Annotated in this window: 16 protein-coding genes; 8 read left to right on the plus strand and 8 right to left on the minus strand. The window is 47.0% G+C overall.

The features are described from left to right. The first annotated feature begins 374 nt into the window (after positions 1 to 374). A complete protein-coding gene (locus tag LJ740_RS14085; RefSeq protein WP_229529747.1) occupies positions 375 to 1,919 on the plus strand; it encodes a phosphoenolpyruvate carboxykinase in 1,545 nt (514 codons plus the stop codon). A gap of 38 nt (positions 1,920 to 1,957) precedes the next feature. On the opposite strand, the gene envZ is transcribed toward LJ740_RS14085, so the two are convergent. From envZ to LJ740_RS14100, 3 genes are all read right to left on the minus strand, one after another. Beyond that, on the minus strand, positions 1,958 to 3,259 hold the full coding sequence (gene envZ, locus LJ740_RS14090) for a two-component system sensor histidine kinase EnvZ (RefSeq protein ID WP_229529748.1): 1,302 nt from the start codon (positions 3,257 to 3,259) through the stop codon (positions 1,958 to 1,960). A gap of 42 nt (positions 3,260 to 3,301) precedes the next feature. Continuing rightward, the gene (gene ompR, locus LJ740_RS14095) at positions 3,302 to 4,042 is read right to left on the minus strand and encodes an osmolarity response regulator transcription factor OmpR (protein WP_229529749.1); all 741 of its coding nucleotides are present in this window, start codon (positions 4,040 to 4,042) and stop codon (positions 3,302 to 3,304) included. A 168-nt stretch (positions 4,043 to 4,210) separates the two neighbouring features. After that, positions 4,211 to 5,113, minus strand: a complete 903-nt coding sequence (locus LJ740_RS14100; RefSeq protein ID WP_229529750.1) for a phosphoribulokinase — start codon at positions 5,111 to 5,113, stop codon at positions 4,211 to 4,213. A gap of 287 nt (positions 5,114 to 5,400) precedes the next feature. On the opposite strand from LJ740_RS14100, the gene LJ740_RS14105 reads away from it, so the two are divergent. Both LJ740_RS14105 and LJ740_RS14110 read left to right on the plus strand, forming a co-directional pair. Further along, entirely contained in the window at positions 5,401 to 6,003 is a 603-nt protein-coding gene (locus LJ740_RS14105) for a 3'-5' exonuclease (protein ID WP_229529751.1), read from the plus strand. Beyond that, a complete protein-coding gene (locus tag LJ740_RS14110) occupies positions 6,004 to 6,441 on the plus strand; it encodes a nucleoside deaminase (protein ID WP_229529752.1) in 438 nt (145 codons plus the stop codon). Between the two features lie 726 nt (positions 6,442 to 7,167). Here the strand turns inward: LJ740_RS14110 and purD are convergent. After that, a complete protein-coding gene (gene purD / locus LJ740_RS14115; protein ID WP_229529753.1) occupies positions 7,168 to 8,451 on the minus strand; it encodes a phosphoribosylamine--glycine ligase in 1,284 nt (427 codons plus the stop codon). Between the two features lie 269 nt (positions 8,452 to 8,720). Here purD and hemC point away from each other — a divergent pair, with 269 nt between their 5' ends. The 5 genes from hemC (at position 8,721) to LJ740_RS14140 (ending at position 14,842) form a co-directional block, all read left to right on the plus strand. Beyond that, positions 8,721 to 9,644, plus strand: a complete 924-nt coding sequence (gene hemC, locus LJ740_RS14120) for a hydroxymethylbilane synthase (RefSeq protein WP_229529754.1) — start codon at positions 8,721 to 8,723, stop codon at positions 9,642 to 9,644. 3 nt (positions 9,645 to 9,647) lie between these two features. Beyond that, positions 9,648 to 10,370, plus strand: a complete 723-nt coding sequence (locus LJ740_RS14125; protein ID WP_229529755.1) for a uroporphyrinogen-III synthase — start codon at positions 9,648 to 9,650, stop codon at positions 10,368 to 10,370. Next, entirely contained in the window at positions 10,367 to 11,569 is a 1,203-nt protein-coding gene (locus tag LJ740_RS14130; RefSeq protein ID WP_229529756.1) for a uroporphyrinogen-III C-methyltransferase, read from the plus strand. Before LJ740_RS14125 ends, LJ740_RS14130 begins: the two co-directional genes overlap by 4 nt. Further along, positions 11,569 to 12,735 carry a heme biosynthesis HemY N-terminal domain-containing protein gene (locus LJ740_RS14135; protein ID WP_229529757.1) on the plus strand — a complete coding sequence of 389 codons (1,167 nt, stop codon included), beginning with the start codon at positions 11,569 to 11,571 and terminating at the stop codon, positions 12,733 to 12,735. Before LJ740_RS14130 ends, LJ740_RS14135 begins: the two co-directional genes overlap by 1 nt. Before the next feature lie 148 nt (positions 12,736 to 12,883). Further along, positions 12,884 to 14,842 (plus strand): class I adenylate cyclase, encoded by a 1,959-nt coding sequence (locus tag LJ740_RS14140; protein ID WP_229529758.1) that lies wholly within the window; start codon positions 12,884 to 12,886, stop codon positions 14,840 to 14,842. 53 nt (positions 14,843 to 14,895) lie between these two features. On the opposite strand, the gene maoP is transcribed toward LJ740_RS14140, so the two are convergent. The 4 genes from maoP to LJ740_RS14155 all read right to left on the minus strand — a co-directional run bounded on the left by maoP (position 14,896) and on the right by LJ740_RS14155 (position 18,595). Further along, on the minus strand, positions 14,896 to 15,243 hold the full coding sequence (maoP, locus tag LJ740_RS14145) for a DUF413 domain-containing protein (RefSeq protein ID WP_229529759.1): 348 nt from the start codon (positions 15,241 to 15,243) through the stop codon (positions 14,896 to 14,898). A 136-nt stretch (positions 15,244 to 15,379) separates the two neighbouring features. Then, positions 15,380 to 16,888, minus strand: coding sequence for a carbamoyltransferase C-terminal domain-containing protein (locus LJ740_RS14150; RefSeq protein ID WP_229530171.1), 1,509 nt, complete (start codon positions 16,886 to 16,888; stop codon positions 15,380 to 15,382). A 61-nt stretch (positions 16,889 to 16,949) separates the two neighbouring features. Then, a complete protein-coding gene (locus LJ740_RS23155; protein WP_267498295.1) occupies positions 16,950 to 17,084 on the minus strand; it encodes a hypothetical protein in 135 nt (44 codons plus the stop codon). Between the two features lie 104 nt (positions 17,085 to 17,188). Next, entirely contained in the window at positions 17,189 to 18,595 is a 1,407-nt protein-coding gene (locus tag LJ740_RS14155; RefSeq protein WP_229529760.1) for an aminotransferase-like domain-containing protein, read from the minus strand. Positions 18,596 to 18,696 lie beyond the last annotated feature (101 nt).

Raw genomic sequence — 18,696 nt, forward strand, 5'->3', positions numbered from 1 at the left:
CCTATATTCATCAAGAACGTCGGGTTTTGGGCGGTTTGTAGCATAAAGTTGACATAACCCGCCCCAACATCTCACAATTTTTCAAACATCCTTAAAAAAAATACTTATTCATTCCATTTTTCTGAAATTTGCCATTCAGACTTTCAGCTCAGGTTACAGTTCCGCTAACTCCTTTTAAAACAATAATCTACGGTTTTTCAGTTGGTTTATTTTGTAGGCTTATTTGAAATATAAATACAGTAAATATGAAAGTTTAGTCAGCTCTGTGGTACTTCTATGGGCTGGCGACTTGTTTAAGCGCCTGAATTGAGTAGAATTGCGCCGGTTTTTAAAGTGTAGTTCATCCTGAAAGTTTACTCAGAGGCAAACAAAAAATGACGGCATCCCCGAAAAATCAACTTATCGACTTAACTCCATCTGAACTTCTGGAGCGCGCCATGCTGGCGGGCGAAGGTCAGTTTGCAGCAAACGGCGCCTTTGTCGTAAAAACCGGGGAACGCACTGGTCGCTCTCCTAACGATCGCTTTTTGGTAAAAGAGTCCAGCACTGAACAAAACATTGATTGGGGTAAAGTCAATAAACCGGTAGATGAGGCCGTTTTTGATGCCTTATGGGACAAGGCAGAGCAGTATTTGTTACAACAGAAGCACTATTACGCTTCGCATCTGGAAGTTGGTGCAGACCAACAATTTAGTTTACCGGTAGTGGTGCGCACAGAAACCGCCTGGCAACAGCTATTCGCCCGCAATTTATTTATAGTACCAGAGCAGTGGAATATACACGCGAAAACACCGTGGCAAATCATCAATGTTCCTGGCCTTAAGTGTGATCCGGCTGTTGATGGCACCAATAGTGACGGTGCGGTAATGATCAATTTCAAACAACAAAAAGTGTTGTTGGCGGGGATGCGCTATGCCGGTGAAATGAAAAAAGCCATGTTCTCGGTGCAAAACTACCTGCTGCCGGAGCACGATATTTTACCCATGCACTGTTCTGCAAACGTCGGAACGGATGACAGTGTAACCTTGTTCTTTGGTTTGTCAGGAACTGGTAAAACAACCCTTTCCGCCGATCCGGCCAGATTCCTCATCGGTGATGATGAACACGGTTGGGCGAAAGGCAGTGTATTCAACCTTGAAGGGGGTTGTTATGCCAAGTGTATTGATTTGTCTAAAGAAAAAGAGCCGGTGATCTGGAATGCCATTAAGTTCGGCACCATTTTAGAAAATGTCCACCTGGATAAAAACCGCGTACCTGATTATGCCAACACTGACTTAACCCAGAACTCCCGTGCTGCCTATCCGTTACAACACATCGAAAAGCGCAAGCCGGAAAACCGTGCCGGTGAACCGCGCTCTGTGGTGTTTTTAACTTGTGATGTCAGTGGTGTGTTACCGCCTGTGTCTGTGCTTTCTGATGAGGCAGCGGCTTATCACTTTTTGAGTGGTTATACCGCCAAAGTCGGTTCTACCGAAATCGGCTCAACGGCAGCCATCGAATCCACATTTTCCACCTGTTTTGGTGCGCCGTTCTTCCCCCGTCCGGCAAGCGTGTATGCTGAGCTGTTGATGAAGCGGGTACGGGAATTTAACAGTAAGGTGTACCTGGTCAATACCGGTTGGACAGGTGGTCCATATGGCGTAGGTCAACGTTTCGATATTCCCACCACACGGGCCATTATTACGGCAATTGTCGAAGGTCAGTTAGACGGTGTTGAAACCCGTCGTCTGTCGCAACTGGGTCTGGACATTCCTGTCGCGGTGCCCGGTGTTGACAGCAAGTTGCTGGATCCGCAGCAAACCTGGCAGGATCAGGCTGAGTATCAAAAGTATCTGGAAAAACTGATTGCTGAATTCACTGCAAACTTTGACAAGTATGAGGTGTCAGACGCCATCAGAAATGCCGGTCCAAAACTATAACAGACTGTACAACAGACAAGGCCCGGTATCTACCGGGCTTATTTTTTTGTGGACAGGGTTACAATGGCCTGCAAGCCACCCTGCGGATGATTTTCCAGGCGCACCTTGCCGCCATGCATATCCACGATGCGCTTGATAATGGCCAGTCCCAACCCCGAACCCAGAGAGCCCCGGGCTTTGTCACCTTGCTTGAAAGGTTGGAACAGATCCTCAATGTCGGCATCGGGGATACCTTTACCAAAGTCTCTGACGCAAAACGTGACGGTTTGCGTTTTCTTACTGAACTCTGAACTGATCAAAATATTATCGCTGCCATAGCGAAAGGCGTTTTCAATCAGGTTATCCAGTACCCGCTTGATGGCCACTTTACGCACCAAAATTAGCGGTAGTTCAGATAGCTGAAGCTCAATATTGTGATGCTCTTCAATATTTCTGGCCAGCACCGCATCATTAATCAATTCGTTGATATCGGTCGGTTCGCGTTTTTCCGATTTGTCCTGGCGCACGTAATCAATAAACTGATCAATAATATCGTTCATGTCTTCAATATCATGGATGATGCCTTCTGATATCCAGTCCTGGTCCTGTGGCAACATCTCTGTGGCGATGCGAATGCGGGTGAGCGGGGTACGCAGGTCGTGGGAGATACCGGCGGTTAGTAGTGCTCTGTCGTCTTCCAGTTGTTTAATGCCCTTGGCCATCTGGTTAAACGCCTGGGTAACGGCGATGATTTCCGTTGATCCTTCCTCCGCTAACGGTGGAGGGATGTCGCCTTTACCCACTTTTATCGCGGCTTTTTGTAATGCCAGTAAGGGCCGGTTCAGACGCCGCACAAACAGCCAACCCCCGGCCACACTCAGTACCCCAATAACCATTAAAAAGAAGGTCAGTGGTGAAATGTTGGGATCATTAACACTGCTCAGGGGCACGGTGATCCAGAAATTGGGTGCCTGTGGCGGCTGGATCCAAAAAATGTTTTGTCCTTCCTCAGTAACTCTGACCCGCACTTCGGCTGGTCCGCCCAACTCCTGAGACATTTCACGGGTAAAGAACTGATAGTAAGTGGCGTCGTTCAGGCCGTTTTCCAGTGCGCGCTCTTCACTGTAAATGCGAATGCCGGTGGCTTCAAAAAAGCGCTGATGAAAAATGGGATCGCGATGGTCCATACCATCAATAAATAACACTTTGATCTGAGTGGCCAGCAGACTGTTGATTTGCTTAAAACTGGGACCGATAAAGTAATAAGTGACTGATAAATAAGACACGACCTGGTTGATCAACAGCAGTACGCCTATGAGCAACACTGTTTGACCAAAAGCACTTTGTGGTTTTATGCGCATGAGAACTTCTTTGCGGACCGGGTTCAGCAGAACCCGGTTAACTTATTGATTCGCAGCCGCCGGAGCACTGTCACCATCGGGCACAAATACATAACCCAATCCCCAAACCGTTTGAATATAACGTGGATTGGCCGGGTCTTCCTCAAGCATGCGTCTTAGTCTGGATACCTGCACGTCGATACTACGCTCCAGAGCACTGTAGTCACGGCCACGGGCTAGATTCATTAACTTGTCGCGAGAAAGTGGTTCGCGGGGGTGTGTTACCAGCGCTTTTAATACCGCAAACTCACCGCTGGTCAGCGTGATGGCTTCGCCATTTGCCAGCATTTCCCGCGTGCCTAAGTTCAGACTGTATTGACCAAACGATACCACCTGTTCTTCTCTGGAAGGCGCTCCGGGTGCCTCACTGGCATTGCGTCTTAGCACGGCTTTAATGCGGGCCAGCAACTCTCTGGGGTTAAAGGGCTTGGGTAGATAATCATCGGCGCCCATTTCCAGCCCGATAATGCGGTCTACTTCATCGCCTTTTGCGGTGAGCATGACGATTGGCAGTTTGTTCTCTTTTTGACGAAGTCGACGACAAATCGACAGGCCATCTTCGCCAGGTAGCATCAGGTCCAGCACCATCAGGTGGAAATTTTCTCTTTCCAGAAAACGATCCATTTGCTCAGAATTAGCTGCACTTCTTACCTGATAGCCTTGCTCCACCAGGTAGCGCTCTAAAAGACTGCGTAACCGCATGTCATCATCTACCACCAAAATTTTCGGGGTTTCTTGTCCCATGATGCTTCCAATTGTTGTTTGCACTTATCAACAATATAGGTGAACTGGGCTAAAAATAAACCGTTGGGATTGTAAGCAGAGGGCTGAAAGTGTTTCTAATTGTTACAGTAGAGGCTTAATGACCTGCGGTCATTTAAATTGTAACAGGCCCGGTGTACGTTAATTGCGCTAATTGTCGGCAACCCAGTCCATCTGAAAACTGGAACGACGCTTTTTGTCCATAATTTCTTCGATAAGCGGCGTGAGAATTAATTCCATGGCTAAACCCATTTTACCACCGGGCACCACCAGGGTATTGATACGAGACATAAAAGCGCCATCAATCATTTGTAACAAGAATGGAAAGTCTACATTCTTCATTTCCCGTCGGAAACGCACCACCACAAAGCTCTCGTCAGAAGAAGGAATCGTTCTGTGGCTAAAGGGGTTGGAAGTATCCACTGTGGGCACCCGTTGAAAATTTATGTGAGTCTGACTAAATTGCGGGGTGATAAAGCGAAAGTAATCTTCCATGCTGCGCACGATACTGCCCATCACAGCTTCGCGGCTGTGGCCTCGTTCTGAGGTGTCACGTACAATCTTCTGGATCCACTCCAGGTTGACTATGGGGACCATGCCAACCAATAGGTCCACCTGACGGGCAACATTGATCTCTTCGGTTACGACACCGCCATGCAATCCTTCATAAAACAGACAATCTGTGTTTTCTGGCAAATCCTGCCAGGGGGTAAAGGTACCCGGCATCTGATTGAAAGGAACCGCTTCGTCAAAGGTATGCAGATACTGGCGACTTTTGCCCTGGCCCGTTTCACCGTATTCTTTGAACGTTTTTTCTAACATTTCAAAGTCGTTGGTTCTGGGACCAAAATAGCTGATATGACGACCTTGTTCCTGGGTCTTTCTGATTTCCACTTCCATTTCCGGGCGTGTAAAACGGTGGTAGCTGTCGCCAGATACCATTGCCGCATTTATATTCAGATTCCGAAAGATGTGTCTCACGGCATTGGTGGTGGTCGTGGTGCCGGCGCCGGATGAACCGGTAATGGCAATAATTGGGTGTTTAACTGACATAATTAATTTGCGTATATCGACCTTTGCTTAGATGAATGAGTTACATGGGCCTGTTGGGCGAAACATGTAAATTACGGGTGGCGTTGCCACCGGCCTGATCCAGTGAGTTTTGGTAATCTACATTTACTCTGTTCAGGCAATGAGCAATAGGCTCGTATCTGATTGCGAAACACTGTTATAGGCATTTGTGGATCTAAGGTCAAGCAGCGCTGTAAATAATTATGCCTGCTTCTGGGGTAAAGATTTGCTATTAATAGAGCCTGGATCAAAGATAACAGGCTCAGCACATGGCAGCGTTAATCATTTACGATACTGAATTCACAGCATGGCCCGGTTCAAAACAGCGGCAATGGTCAGGTGAGGGGGAGGCGCGTGAGATTATCCAGTTGGCTGCCATCAAAGTGACCATCGATAACCAACAACTGAAGACAGTGGCCTCCTTCAACGTGCTGGTTAAGCCACTAAAAAATCCACAGCTGAGTGACTATATTCAGCAGTTAACGGGGATCCAACAAAGTGTGCTGGATGATCATGGTGTCGATTTTGTTTCCTGTGCCGAACTGTTTTATGAATTTACCGAAAATGCCAGTTTGCCTTGCTTTTCCTGGGGACCAGATCAGCAGGTGCTGATGGAAAATTTCAGAATTAATCATTTGACCTGGGACCATCAAAAGCCGCATTTTGTTGATCTGAAAAGTCAGTTGTTGACATTAAATCTGGATTTTAAAGATTGTATTAGCGGTGAGTTGGCCGCATTTGTGGGTAAACCATTATCGGGGCACAAACACAATGCCTTGTTTGATGTGAAGAATATATTAGTGCTGCTGCAGACGTTACTAAATGACAAGCGTTTAGACATTGCAGACATTCTTGAGATGAGAGGAGAATAAATGGACAGGTTTTTAGATGAAGCCATTCTTGAAGCAAAAGCCGGGTTAGAAAAAGGGGGCATCCCCATCGGTTCTGTTATTGTGCATGATGGAAAAGTGATTGGCCGCGGCCACAATCAGCGGGTACAAAAGGGTAGTTGCACTTTGCACGGTGAAATGGACGCCCTGGAAAATGCCGGGCGACAACCTGCCAGCGTTTACCAGAATAGCGTTTTGTATACCACCTTGTCGCCCTGCTCTATGTGTTCCGGTGCCATCTTACTCTATGGTATACCCAAGGTTATTGTAGGTGAGAACCGCACTTTCATGGGAGAAGAAGCCTTGCTTAAGAGCCGGGGTGTTGACGTCGTCGTTGTAGATGACGAACGCTGCGTTAACATGATGCAGGATTTTATCTCTGCCAGGCCGGAACTTTGGAACGAAGACATCGGCGTCTGACAGGTCGGTGGTATTTTTTAGCCAAAAATGAAGCTCCTGAAAAGGAGCTTTTTTGTTTTTTCAGCTTTTTAGCCTGTTTAAAGTCGAATGAACGCATTAATGTAGGGCTTTTTATTGAAAGTGAGTGCTTGCTGGGTGGGGTTTTTTAGTGTTTTTTCGTATGCCTTAAACGGTTAGATAAATGTAAAAGAAGAAAAAGTCATGTGGTTTTCTGAAAAATTTTAAGGTGCTAATTTGTCGTCTATGTGGTGTTAAAAGTGTCGAAAGTGCTGACAAAGTGTTGGTTAGTCTTTTCAGGACGTCGTTCGGTTAATGTGATTTTCTTAAAAAGTCAGGTTTTACCCTGAAATCGCTACCAACTACCTGAAACTCTGATTTATTGCAGCGCTCATCAGAAGCTGATAAGCAATTGCTCTGTCATATTTGTAGGAGATGAGTGAAAAATGAGCGATTTTTTAGGTTGGTGGGTACTCACAAATATTTCCTGGATTTTTTGCACCCGGTAAAAACGGACTGATGTGGGGTTCAACGTAGCTTATTTCGCTGATTTTGTACTATAAAGTCGCTATTTTTCATACAGTTAGGGAAAACCAATGAGCCAAATACAAAAAAATCCAGGCATTTGCCTGGATTTTTAATATAGCAACAAACGATCGGATAAAATGCAGCTAAAATTTCTGATTAAGCAGCTAAATTAATCGAACAGGTTTGCAAAATGCTGTTTAGTTAAGCTTCACGGGCAATGGCACGCCACGCGATATCGTTTCTGAAGTACATTTCTTCCCAATTTATATACTTCACCAGTTCATAGGCTGATTTTTGTGCTTCAGTAACGGAATTTCCCAGTGCAGTTGCGCATAATACGCGCCCACCGTTAGTAAGTACAAACTCACCTTCGGTTTTAGTGCCGGCATGAAAAACTTTACCCGGATGTTGTTTTGCTGCGTCTAATCCGTTGATTTTTTGCCCTTTTGCATAGGCTTCAGGATAGCCACCTGCCGCCAAAACGACGCCAACCGCTGCCTGCTCTGAAAAGGAAATGCGGGTGGTGTGTAGTGATTTATCTAACGCGGCCAATACTAATTCCACCAGATCAGATTCCAGGCGCATCATGATTGGCTGCGTCTCCGGATCGCCAAACCGACAGTTAAATTCGATTACTTTCGGGGTACCCTCCTTCGTGATCATTAAACCCGCATACAAAAAGCCGGTGTAGGGCATGCCGTCCTGAATCATGCCGTTAATGGTAGGGTTGATCACTTCATCCATAATGCGCTGGTGGATCTCAGGTGTTACCACGGGGGCTGGTGAATAGGCGCCCATGCCGCCGGTATTGAGGCCGGAATCACCTTCGCCAACGCGTTTGTGATCCTGGCTGGTGGCAAAAGGCAGTGCGGTTTTGCCATCGGCCATCACAATAAAACTGGCCTCTTCACCTTCCAGAAATTCCTCGATTACCACTCTGGAACCGGCAACACCAAACTTATTGTCTGCCAGCATGTCCTGAATTGCGTTGATCGCTTGTTGTTCGGTTTCCGCCACTATTACGCCTTTACCTGCCGCCAGTCCGTCGGCTTTAACAACAATAGGTACTCCCTGGGCTTTGACATAAGCAATGGCCGGTTCAATTGCGTCAAATACCGCGTACGCTGCGGTAGGGATTTGATGCCTGGCCAGAAAGTCTTTGCTGAACGATTTTGAACCTTCCAACTGGGCTGCCGCTTTACTTGGACCAAATATCTTTAACCCATGTTGTTCAAACAGATCTGAAATCCCTAATACTAAAGGCGCTTCAGGGCCAACAATGGTTAGTTCAACCTGATTAGATTGGGCAAATGTCAGTAATCCCTGAATATCTTCCGCCGCGATATCGATGTTTTGACATTTGTGTTCTTCAGCAGTGCCGGCATTGCCCGGTGCAACGAATACCGTTTCCACATCGGGAGATTGTGCCACTTTATAGGCTAAAGCGTGTTCTCTTCCGCCACCGCCAATTACCAGTATCTTCATCATAGTTGTCCTGTTGCTCTAATAAGGAGTTGTTTAAAAACCAGTTTTCAAGTCAGTGGGCTTAGCGATGTAAAATGTTTTGCTAGTTGCGTACACGGCTAAGCCTCTCGAAGTAAAAAATACCGGGGCGCAGTATATCAGAGAGACACCCCGCGCGCATGGGATTGTGTATTATTTCCGGAGGGTGTGAGTACCGGAAAATTCAAACAGGCGACTGATAAAACCAGGAGTGATAGACTAGCCAAATCGGGGTTAACCAGTAAGTAATCATGACGGTAGAAAGAGTAATAAAAATAGCGACCCGCAAAAGTGCCCTGGCGCTTTGGCAGGCAGAAGATGTGAAAGCCAGGTTGGAGCAAGCCCATCCGGGTATACAGGTGGAACTGGTTCCTATGGTGACCAAAGGCGATCAGATCCTGGATTCCCCCTTGTCTAAAGTCGGTGGGAAAGGGCTGTTTATCAAAGAACTTGAAATCGCCATGATGGAAGGGCGGGCGGATATTGCAGTGCACTCAATGAAAGACGTGCCCATGGAGTTTCCCCAGGGATTCGATATTTTTGCGATTTGCGAACGGGAAAACCCGGGAGACGCTTTTGTCAGCAATAATTACACTTCGCTTGAAGCATTGCCTGAGGGTGCCGTATTAGGGACTTCCAGCCTGCGCAGACAATGTCAGATAAAACACTATCGTCCGGACCTGGTAATTAAAGACCTCAGGGGCAATGTGAATACCCGTTTGCAAAAGTTAGATGATGGTCATTACGACGCCATTATTTTAGCCAGCGCCGGCTTGATCAGGCTGGGCATGGAAGAACGCATCAGACAAACGTTGCCCTATAAACTGAGTTTACCAGCGGTTGGACAAGGCGCAGTGGGCATTGAATGCCGCACCGATGATGCACAACTGATTGCTCTGTTAGCGCCATTGAATGACGCAGATACGGCCCGCAGAGTTCAGGCTGAGAGAGCAATGAATAAGCGTCTGGAGGGGGGCTGTCAGGTACCGATTGCAGGGTTCGCTCAACTGACGGAAAAGGGGATTTATCTGCGCGGTTTAGTGGGCAGCCCGGACGGTGGCACTTTGCTACAGGCAGAAGCGTCCGGAACCGATGCGCAGGCACTAGGCATAAAGGTGGCTGAACAGTTATTATCCAGGGGTGCCGCCGAACTATTAACGGCGTTGTATAACTAGTTTATGACCGAAACTCTGCTCATTGTTAAAACCCGGGAGGGCTCCGCCGAACTCAATGCGCAGCTGGCGTCTTCAGGTTATGGCACACTGCTGGCGCCAGTGCTTAAAATATCTGCGCTGGCGGTGAGTCCGCAATTGATTGCCAACCGGTTTCGCGACAGTGACCTTATTATTTGCCTGAGCAAAAATGCGGTAAAACAATTGCATTTTTATCAGGGGCAGTTGCACCACCGCGGCGCAGTGTGGGCAGTAGGGCGCAAAACAGCCGACAGGTTATCCCGGTATACCGGCACAGTGGCATCTCCCGGGGTAGAATCCAGTGAAGGGCTGTGGCAGGCCATAAAGCCCATGATCGCAGCAGGAAAACGGGTCACCATTGTGAAAGGCGTAGGAGGGCGGGATTATCTGTCTTCTCATTTATCAGCAGCAGGTGCCGAAGTGCGTTACCTGAATCTGTATCGCCGACAGGTAAACGCCATTAACTCACAAGAAATTGCACAAGCTATTGATGATTGTGCTGTGAATACTGCTATCATCGGTAGTGAAGATTTATTTCAGGCGGCCTATGCAAATTGGCCGAAAAAATTAACGCAAATGACGCTGATAGTGCCCAGTGAACGGGTCGCCCTGGCGGCTAAGCGACAGGGTTGTAATAACACATTAATTGCTAATGGCGCGACACCAAAAGCCTGGCTTGAGGTGCTGCGGGACAGGAAAGGTGCATGACGAATTCAGAAAAAAACACCAATGGCGCAACGTCTGTTCAACCGGACAACAAGGAACAAAGTGCTGAGACGGCACAAATCCCCTCAGCGAGCCCGGCAACGGCAGAACAAACCAGTCAATATAAGCCCAGTCCTGCCAATAGTCGCAAATCACAACGCAAAATTACCCGCCCTCAAAAAACCGAAGTCGCCAGGCCTGCGCGGCGCACTAATCCTGCTATCTGGTTTTTAGTGTTGCTCAATACCTTGTTGATTGCCGCGTTATCCGGTGGTGCCTGGTGGGGGTGGACTCAGTGGCAGCAGCTACAATCTGTGCAAGACGAACAGGCACAGCAGCGCAGTGTTTTCAGGCAACAATTAGAAACCGAGTTCAGCGACAAGACACGCTCTGTTCAACAGGCAACTGAGGCTGAACTGGCCCAAACCCGCCAAGCCCTGTCGGCACTGGAACAACAGGTCAGCAATACTGTCACTACGTTAAAAGCCGATGTCGCAGAACAACTGGCAGGCGCGGAACAGGATCTGGATTTGTCTGAAATCAGTTATCTGATCCGCATGGCGGCCCGCAAGGCGAATGTCGAGAAGGATATTGCTTCAGCACTGGCGTTGTTGCGGGAAGTGGAAGCCGTACTATTGCGCAAGGCCGATCAAAATCTGCTGCCGTTGCGGGAAATGCTGGCAGCAGATATCCGCGCTTTGAGGGAACTGGAACAGGACAAACCTGAAACCATGGCCTTTGTCATTGGGGCGATGTTGCAACGGGTGCCAGAGCTGACTTTCCCCACGCCGGAAGCGCACTTTTCAGCGGAACCACTGCAGCCTTCTGATGATACCGCGCAATGGTGGAGCAATCTTAAAATACTGTGGCAAAATCTGGTGGATGACTTTTTAACGATAGAAAAACTGGAACAGCCGCTTACGCCCTATCTGTCCGTACAACAACAGGCGCTTACCAGAGCTTCGTTAAATTATCAGATGTTAACCATGCGCCATGCGGTGCTGCAACGCGATGAGGCCCTGTATCAACAGGCCCTGCAACAGGCACAATCAACCCTGATGGAGTTTGACCATCAGGGACAGGTGTTTAATACCCTGCAACAGGATCTGGCAGAACTGGCCAGGCAACCGTTCCCTAAGGTGGTTACTATGTCATTTATGTCGGTAAGGTACGTGAATGAACACCTGGTCGGGGAAAGATAATGAGCAAAACCATTATTCTGATATTGTGTTTGATTGCTTTGATAGCGCTGGGCTTGTTTTACAGTTCAGCGATTGCCGAAGACACCGGCTATGTTTTGATCAGCATAGGCACCTATAAAATTGAAATGACAGTGGTATCGGCCTTGATCCTGCTGCTGGGTACGGCGCTGGTTAGCTGGATAGGCCTAAAAATGATTCGCACCTTTACGTCTATGGGAGCTTACTCCTGGCATTGGTTTACTGATTTTGGCAGTAACCGGCAAAAGGCCAATTACGACAAAGCACTGTTGGCCTGGATTGCCGAGGACTTTGATACAGCAGAAAAACACCTGAACAAAGTAAATATCAGTTACCAGGATGGCCTGGTGTTGTTGATGCAGGCAAAAATTGCCGCCAGCAAGGCTGATTTTGACGGGCAGAAAAAGGCCTTGTTGCAGGCGCAAAAGTTTGAAAAAACACAGCAATCCGCAACCTTGCAATTGGCGGATTTTTACCAGTCTCATAACAATCCCGACGAAGCCGCTGCGCTGTTAACAGACTCTTCTCATAAAATGGCGCTGCACATTAAACTCAATGCCTTGTCTGGTGGTGGCAAATGGCGCGAAGCCATGACGTTACTGGAAGCCAGCAAACGGCAGTTGAGCAAACAGGATTTCAATGACTGGAAACGCAAACTTGCGATAGGCATTTTTAGTGAGGTTGCCAGTAAAGAAGGTGCAGAAGCACTGCTTGAATATTGGGAGCAACAGCCGGGAAGAGCGAAAAAAGACAGCAGTTTACAAAGTGCCTTAATTGCGCAATTGATTGCACAAAATTACCATCAAAAAGCCGAAACTTATCTGGTCAGATTTCAACCTAAAGCGCCGGTACCAGAATTATTGCCCTATTTCAGAAAATTAAAGTTAAAACAGCCGATAGAGAGTAAAAAGAAACTGGAGTTTTGGTTAAAGCAAGATGAAAATAATGTGGATTTGCTTTCGACATTAGGGGAATTATCCTACAATTGTGGAGATATTCCGCTGGCTGAGAAGGTTCTGCAAAAGGTCATCAGGCTCAACAATAATGCCCACGATATTCAGTTGTTGGCCAGGGTAAAAGAAGCGGTAAATGATAAGGACCAGGCGCTACAGCTATATAAACAGGTAACGGAATCACAACATCCATAGCGATTTAAAACACTAAACGTTAATTTTATTGGCATTCAAAGCTGCACTCAATACAATGCCTGCTTTACGTTTAACACACTGCATGTAATTAAATTATCTCGGGCATTTTGCCTGATGACAGAGAAAGTGACTGAGTCCCTGAGCAATGGTGAATGTACAACAAAATCTTAAAATTCGACTTAAGTCAGTTTTAAAGTACAACAAGCTTCGCACCGACAGAGCGATAGCCCTGTTACCCGAGAGCAAGCAGCCGTTGTTTCACGTTCTCCCCTTTCTGTTACACATTAATCACAAAAACTTTCCCGGCTTTATTGAAACCGAAAATGTGCCTTACGGGCTGACCAACTTTAACTTTAAAGATAAGTTAAAGGAGGCGTTGCTGACACTGTTCCCGGAAAGCCGGGAAGTGATTGAACAGGTACGCGACATCTGGCCTAAAAAACGGGCTATCGATTCGATTTTGTTAATGGGCAGTATTGGCTCGATTGGACAATCGGCAAAGTCTGATTTTGATTACTGGGTCTGTATTGATGGTGCCCGGTTTAGTGCCCGTGAAAAAAAGCTGCTGCAGCAAAAACTCATCCTGGTTGAACAGTGGGCAGATGAAGTACACGATATTGAAGTGCACTTCTTTTTGTCTGAAATCGAAATGGTGAAAAACAACGATTTTGGTGAGGCCAGTGGTGAGAGCGCAGGCTCAGCTCAGGCGGTGTTTTTAAAGTCGGAGTTTTACGCCACTAATATTATGATTGCCGGCAAAGTACCTTTTTGGTGGCTGGTGCCTGAGTCAACCACAGATGTGCAATATGGCAAATTGTGGGGCATTTTGCAGGCAGGCTCTGAACCTGATCCCAAATGGTTCATGGATTTGGGCAATGTGGAGCGACTGGTTAAAGCGGAAATTTTTGGCGCTGCCATCTGGCAAATCAGTAAAGCGATGGATTCGCCCTTTAAGTCCGTACTGAAAATGGCCAAGTTAGAAGTATTTCTGGAAAATATTGAGCAGGAACGGCCACTGTGCAATATTTTGAAAAAGCGGGTGCACTTCTTCGAACGCTTTAGTGACGATCCACGGCTGGTGGATCCCTACGCCATGATGTTTGATCAGTTGATCGAATACTATTCCAAAGCCGGGCGAGAAGATGTGGTCGAGCTGCTTAAAAAGTGTCTTTATATTAAAAGTGAGTGCAAACTATCAGAGCCAACTTTAGCCAGGGAAGTCAATTTTAAACGGCAAATTATCGAAGGGTATGTGACTCGCTGGAATTGGAATAGTCCCCGTTTGCAACATCTGGACAATTTAAAACACTGGGACTTTTCTGAAGTTTCATCGCTGGGGCAGCAGATTCACAACTTTCTCATTGGTTGCTATCGACGCCTGTCAGCCAAGATCCAGCAGCAGGAACAGTTGGTTAAGATTGAAGATTCCACCGTCATTGGCCGAAAGCTGGATTCCTTCTACACCAAAAAAGAAGGTAAGATCGTTTATCTGAAACGCGCCTTTGATGAAGGCTTACTGCTGTCTGATATCACCATTCGTTCCGAACTGGATTTAAGTTCCCCCGGTAAAAAGCGCTGGACTGTGTACCGTGGGGAAATACATCACTGGGATGACAAAGACATTGAATCTTGCTTTTTAAAAGAGAGTAATGACCCAATGGATCTGGTGTTGTGGTGTGTATTCAATCGCATCATAGATGCCCGCACTAATATTCTGGTTACCCGAAATTGTGAGCCTATCACGGCCGAGTCCCTGTTGCAGTTTGTTACCCAATTGCAGGAAATGTTTCCGCCTATTCGTATTTCCGATATTCCCAGAAATAAATTGCTGGCACCGGCGCGTATTATCAAGTGCTTAACGGTGATCAATTTTGAAAGTTGGCCAAATATTGCAGAAGTTCAGACCGTCAGAACCGCCTATCAAACCAGTTGGGGAGAGTTGTACAGTGTGGCCGGTTTTGAGGCCCTGGAAGATTTAAGACGGGATTTGTTTCACACCCGAAGAAAGCCTGAAATTTACGTGAAAACCCACGAAAGCCCCCACAAGTCTCGTATCTTTGAAGAATTCAAAGAACGCACTCAGATGGACTTTGATAATCTGCTTTGAGTCAGGACAGCATTGTGGCCGGACTATCAGGCCCGGCCTGCCCAGTCTGATTATTACAGTTCGTCGCCCAATTCTACCGGGCCGACATCTTTTCCATGAATGCGGCTACAACCGTGTAGCGTGTGAAAACGACGGGTGGTGGTGAGTCTCAGATATTTGCGCCATAAGCGTTCAACATTCGTTGTTGGCTCACGGAAGGATAAGCACATTTCAACAAAGGCTTCTTCTACCTGATTCTGTGGCTCTACAATGCCTTGTTCCAGTTTAGACAGGCGGGAACCTAAACTAGCCAGTAAACGCGCTTCGTTAATCGAAAAGTCACCACTTTTACCAAAGCCGTACGGAAAGTTAACTTGATCCCTAAAGGGTTCTGCTACGACGAAACCTTGTTCTAGTTGCATGTTAGATCACCTTAAATCAAACCGAAATTGGTTACTTGCGGAGTATGAGCTGTGATGTTTTTTGAGTACAACAAATAGAATTTATCGTGACGATTTAAGAGAGTTATTGTCAATTTGGGCGGGCAGGGAGGCGAGCTTAGTTCTGGCCTGTTGATTGTTTCCTGATGATATAGTTCTCCATCACCAGTGCGTCAAGTGCACTGTTCAGTAATAATCCAATAGCTTCTTCGGGCGTTTCTACAATAGGTTGGCCTCGTTGGTTTAAACTGGTATTGAGTAACACGCTAAAACCGGTGATGTTTTTAAATGCCTGCAGCAGCTGTGCAAATTTGGGATCCTGCTGGTGGTTTACCGTTTGAATGCGCGCAGAGTTATCCCTATGGGTAACATTATGCAGTTTATCTTTGTACTGAGGTCTGGTGAAATCAACTGACAACATGTAAGGGTTAACGGAGCCATTCTCAAAGTAAGTGCTTACATCAGTTTCTAATACCGACGGTGCAAATGGACGAAAGTCTTCTCGTTTTTTAATATTATTATTAATATGGCGGTGTAAAGATGGAATGCCCGGATGGGCCAGAATACTTCTGTGACCAAGCGCTCTGGGACCAAATTCGGAACCACCCTGAAACCAGCCCACCACCTGGCCCTCGCTGAGCATGCCGGCACATTCGCTGAGCATTTCCGGTTCACTTTTTAAGGTGTATTTAATTGCGTCTGCCACTGCCGGATTGGTGAGCGCCGCGATAATGTCTGTTTGCTGGTATTTTCGTCCAAAACAGGTGCCCTTGTTATGCGGTATGGCGGGTTTGTTAAAGTATTCTAACCAGCCATAAAACGCACAGCCCAGTGCCAGGCCGTTGTCACCGGCAGCGGGTTCCACATACAGCGAGTCTACCACGCGATTGGTTAGCAGCTTACTGTTCGCCACAATATTCAGGGCGACTCCACCGCTGTAACAGAGCGTTTTATTTTTGCGCCCTCTCATGCGCTTTTTCACTAATGTCAGTACCGCGTCTGTTACATTTGCCTGGGCCCATGCGGCGATATTGGCGTAGTACTCAAAGTGCTGTCGCATGTCATGGTGGTCGCTGGCAGGTCTGACCAAAGGTCTTGACCATTGCGGATGCATCAGCAGTCGGTCACCTTCGAACTGGAATGCGGTTTGGGTAATTTGGGTGGGGTCGCCAAAAGGCGCTAACCCCATTAATTTCCCAACATCACTCATATCGCCAAAGATGTGGTGACTAACCGCGGCATAAAACCCCCCGATGGAATGCTGTGTTGTCGGCATTGGGGCGGCAAGGCCTGTTGCACTAAAATCCTTACAAAGAGGAGTGACTTTGCTGCCATCAAAGTAATAAAAACTGTCTTTTTCACAGACCAGGTTTGAACGTGCCAGATCATTGATATTCGGCGTAATAATGGCATTTTCAGGTTTGTCGATGACCTGCTCAAAAGGACTGCCACATCCGTCTACGACCAGAATGTGGGACTCCTCAAACGGGCAGGTTCCGGCTGCACTGTAGGCATGTGCCAAATGATGAGAAATATTGATAACCGGAAGCGCCTGATACTGTGCGAATAACCTGGGGCCACCAAAATTGTTTCGATCCGGATAGACAAAATTTTCGCATTGCACCACCAAATCAATATCTTTGAGTGTTATACCTGCCGCCTTTAAACAATATTGGATGGCTAAGGTGTCATTGCCACCATCGTGTTTTTTTTCGACTTAAGCGCTCTTTTTCAATGGCGGTGTGTACATAGCCATCTTTTAATAGCACGCAGGAGCCATTGTGAGAGAGACCGGTACCGATGATATAGACAGGTTTGCTCAATGGCACATTCCTTTGTTTGATGCAGGTGACTGTTATTTCATAATATTATTTAAAAAACAAGCATCAGGCAGCGGCTTATTTTGGCAATTCGGTGGCATGGGCTGTTAGCAATTTTGGATAAATTGTCCCACGGTGCGCAGTGCTTTCATTCGTGGTTTATCCAGGGTATGAGCAAAACTCAATCGCAGATAATTACGGAACCCTGTCTGACTGGAAAACAGTACACCGGGCGTAATTGTAATACCTTGCTGCAACAGAGGCTGGTACATTTTGTGCGTATCAATATGATCTGGCAACTTTACCCATAGTGTCAGACCTCCGTCGGGTACGCTAAAACCCTGATGGTTACACCAGTTGTTGTTCAGGGCAGTAATCAGGTTGTCACGCCGCTGTTTCAGGCGTTGGCGATATCGGTTCAGAAGGCGTCGGTAATGGCCTTCAGCCAGAAACTTAGCGACTCCGGATTGTACCGACTGACTGCCAGACAGTTGATTAACCAGTTTCAGGTAAGTCATTTTTTCATGCAGTTTGCCACCACTAAACCAACCGATACGCAAATCCCGTGACAGTGATTTGGAGAAAGAACTGCATAAAATCACCTGCCCCAGTTGATCAAAATGTTTCAGTGGCTCTGGCTGCAGGCTAAACCCCAATTCTCCATAAATATCGTCTTCTATGAGGAAAAACTGGTGTTGTTGTGCCAATGCCACCAGTTTTTGTTTTTCATGATAAGGCATGCAGGCACCGGTAGGTGTGCTGTAACTGGGGGTAACGACACAGGCTTTCACAGGCCAACGGGTGATCACTTTACACAGTGCCTCGACACTCATCCCGGAACTGCTGGAACAAGGGATCTCGAGTACTTTTAAGCCCAGTTGTTGGGCGATTTGTAACACCCCATAAAACGCCGGACTTTCAATTGCTATGGTGTCACCAGGCTGACAACAGGCTGTTAACGCGATAAACAAGCTGTTCTGGCAGCCAGAGGTAATACAGATTTCGTCTACATCCAGGGCACAGTTGCGGGCCTTATATTGTTTTTGAATTTGAGCCCGTAAGGATCTGTCACCTTCAGGCGGACCGTAATACAAGGCGTTTTCCTGAGCCCGCTGTCGCTGTGCCCGGCTGATGTCGCGATGTAATATTTCAATGTGGGGCGGATGATCGTGCAGAGGTGCCGATGGAAACACATCAAATGCTGCACCGCGTGCCATTATTTGTTGAAAAATATGAGGCACATCTACTAACTCAGGAGGGCTTTCATATGCCATTCCCGGTACGACTTGCTGTTCTTTTTCGGCAGCTTTGACGTAATAACCTGAGCGTGGTCGCGCTTCCACCAGACCTTGTGCCTCCAGGTAGTGCAGGGCATGTTGCACAGACACTTTGGCCAGACTGAATTCCTGGCTGAGCTGCCGAATGGAAGGCAACTTGTCGCCTGCCTGCAAGATGTGTTGTTCGATGCGCTTGCTCAATAGTCTGGCAAGCTGCTGGTATTTAAATTCGCTCATACCGTTCAGTATAACAAACTGTACCTAATTTAAGTTAATAAACTGTATCTACTAATGACAGAGTGGCTGCATACACTGTTACACCATGTCTTAAGTGTGGA

Origin of the sequence: Planctobacterium marinum, from assembly GCF_020687805.1 — a bacterium.
In the GTDB taxonomy this organism is placed as follows: domain Bacteria; phylum Pseudomonadota; class Gammaproteobacteria; order Enterobacterales; family Alteromonadaceae; genus Planctobacterium; species Planctobacterium marinum.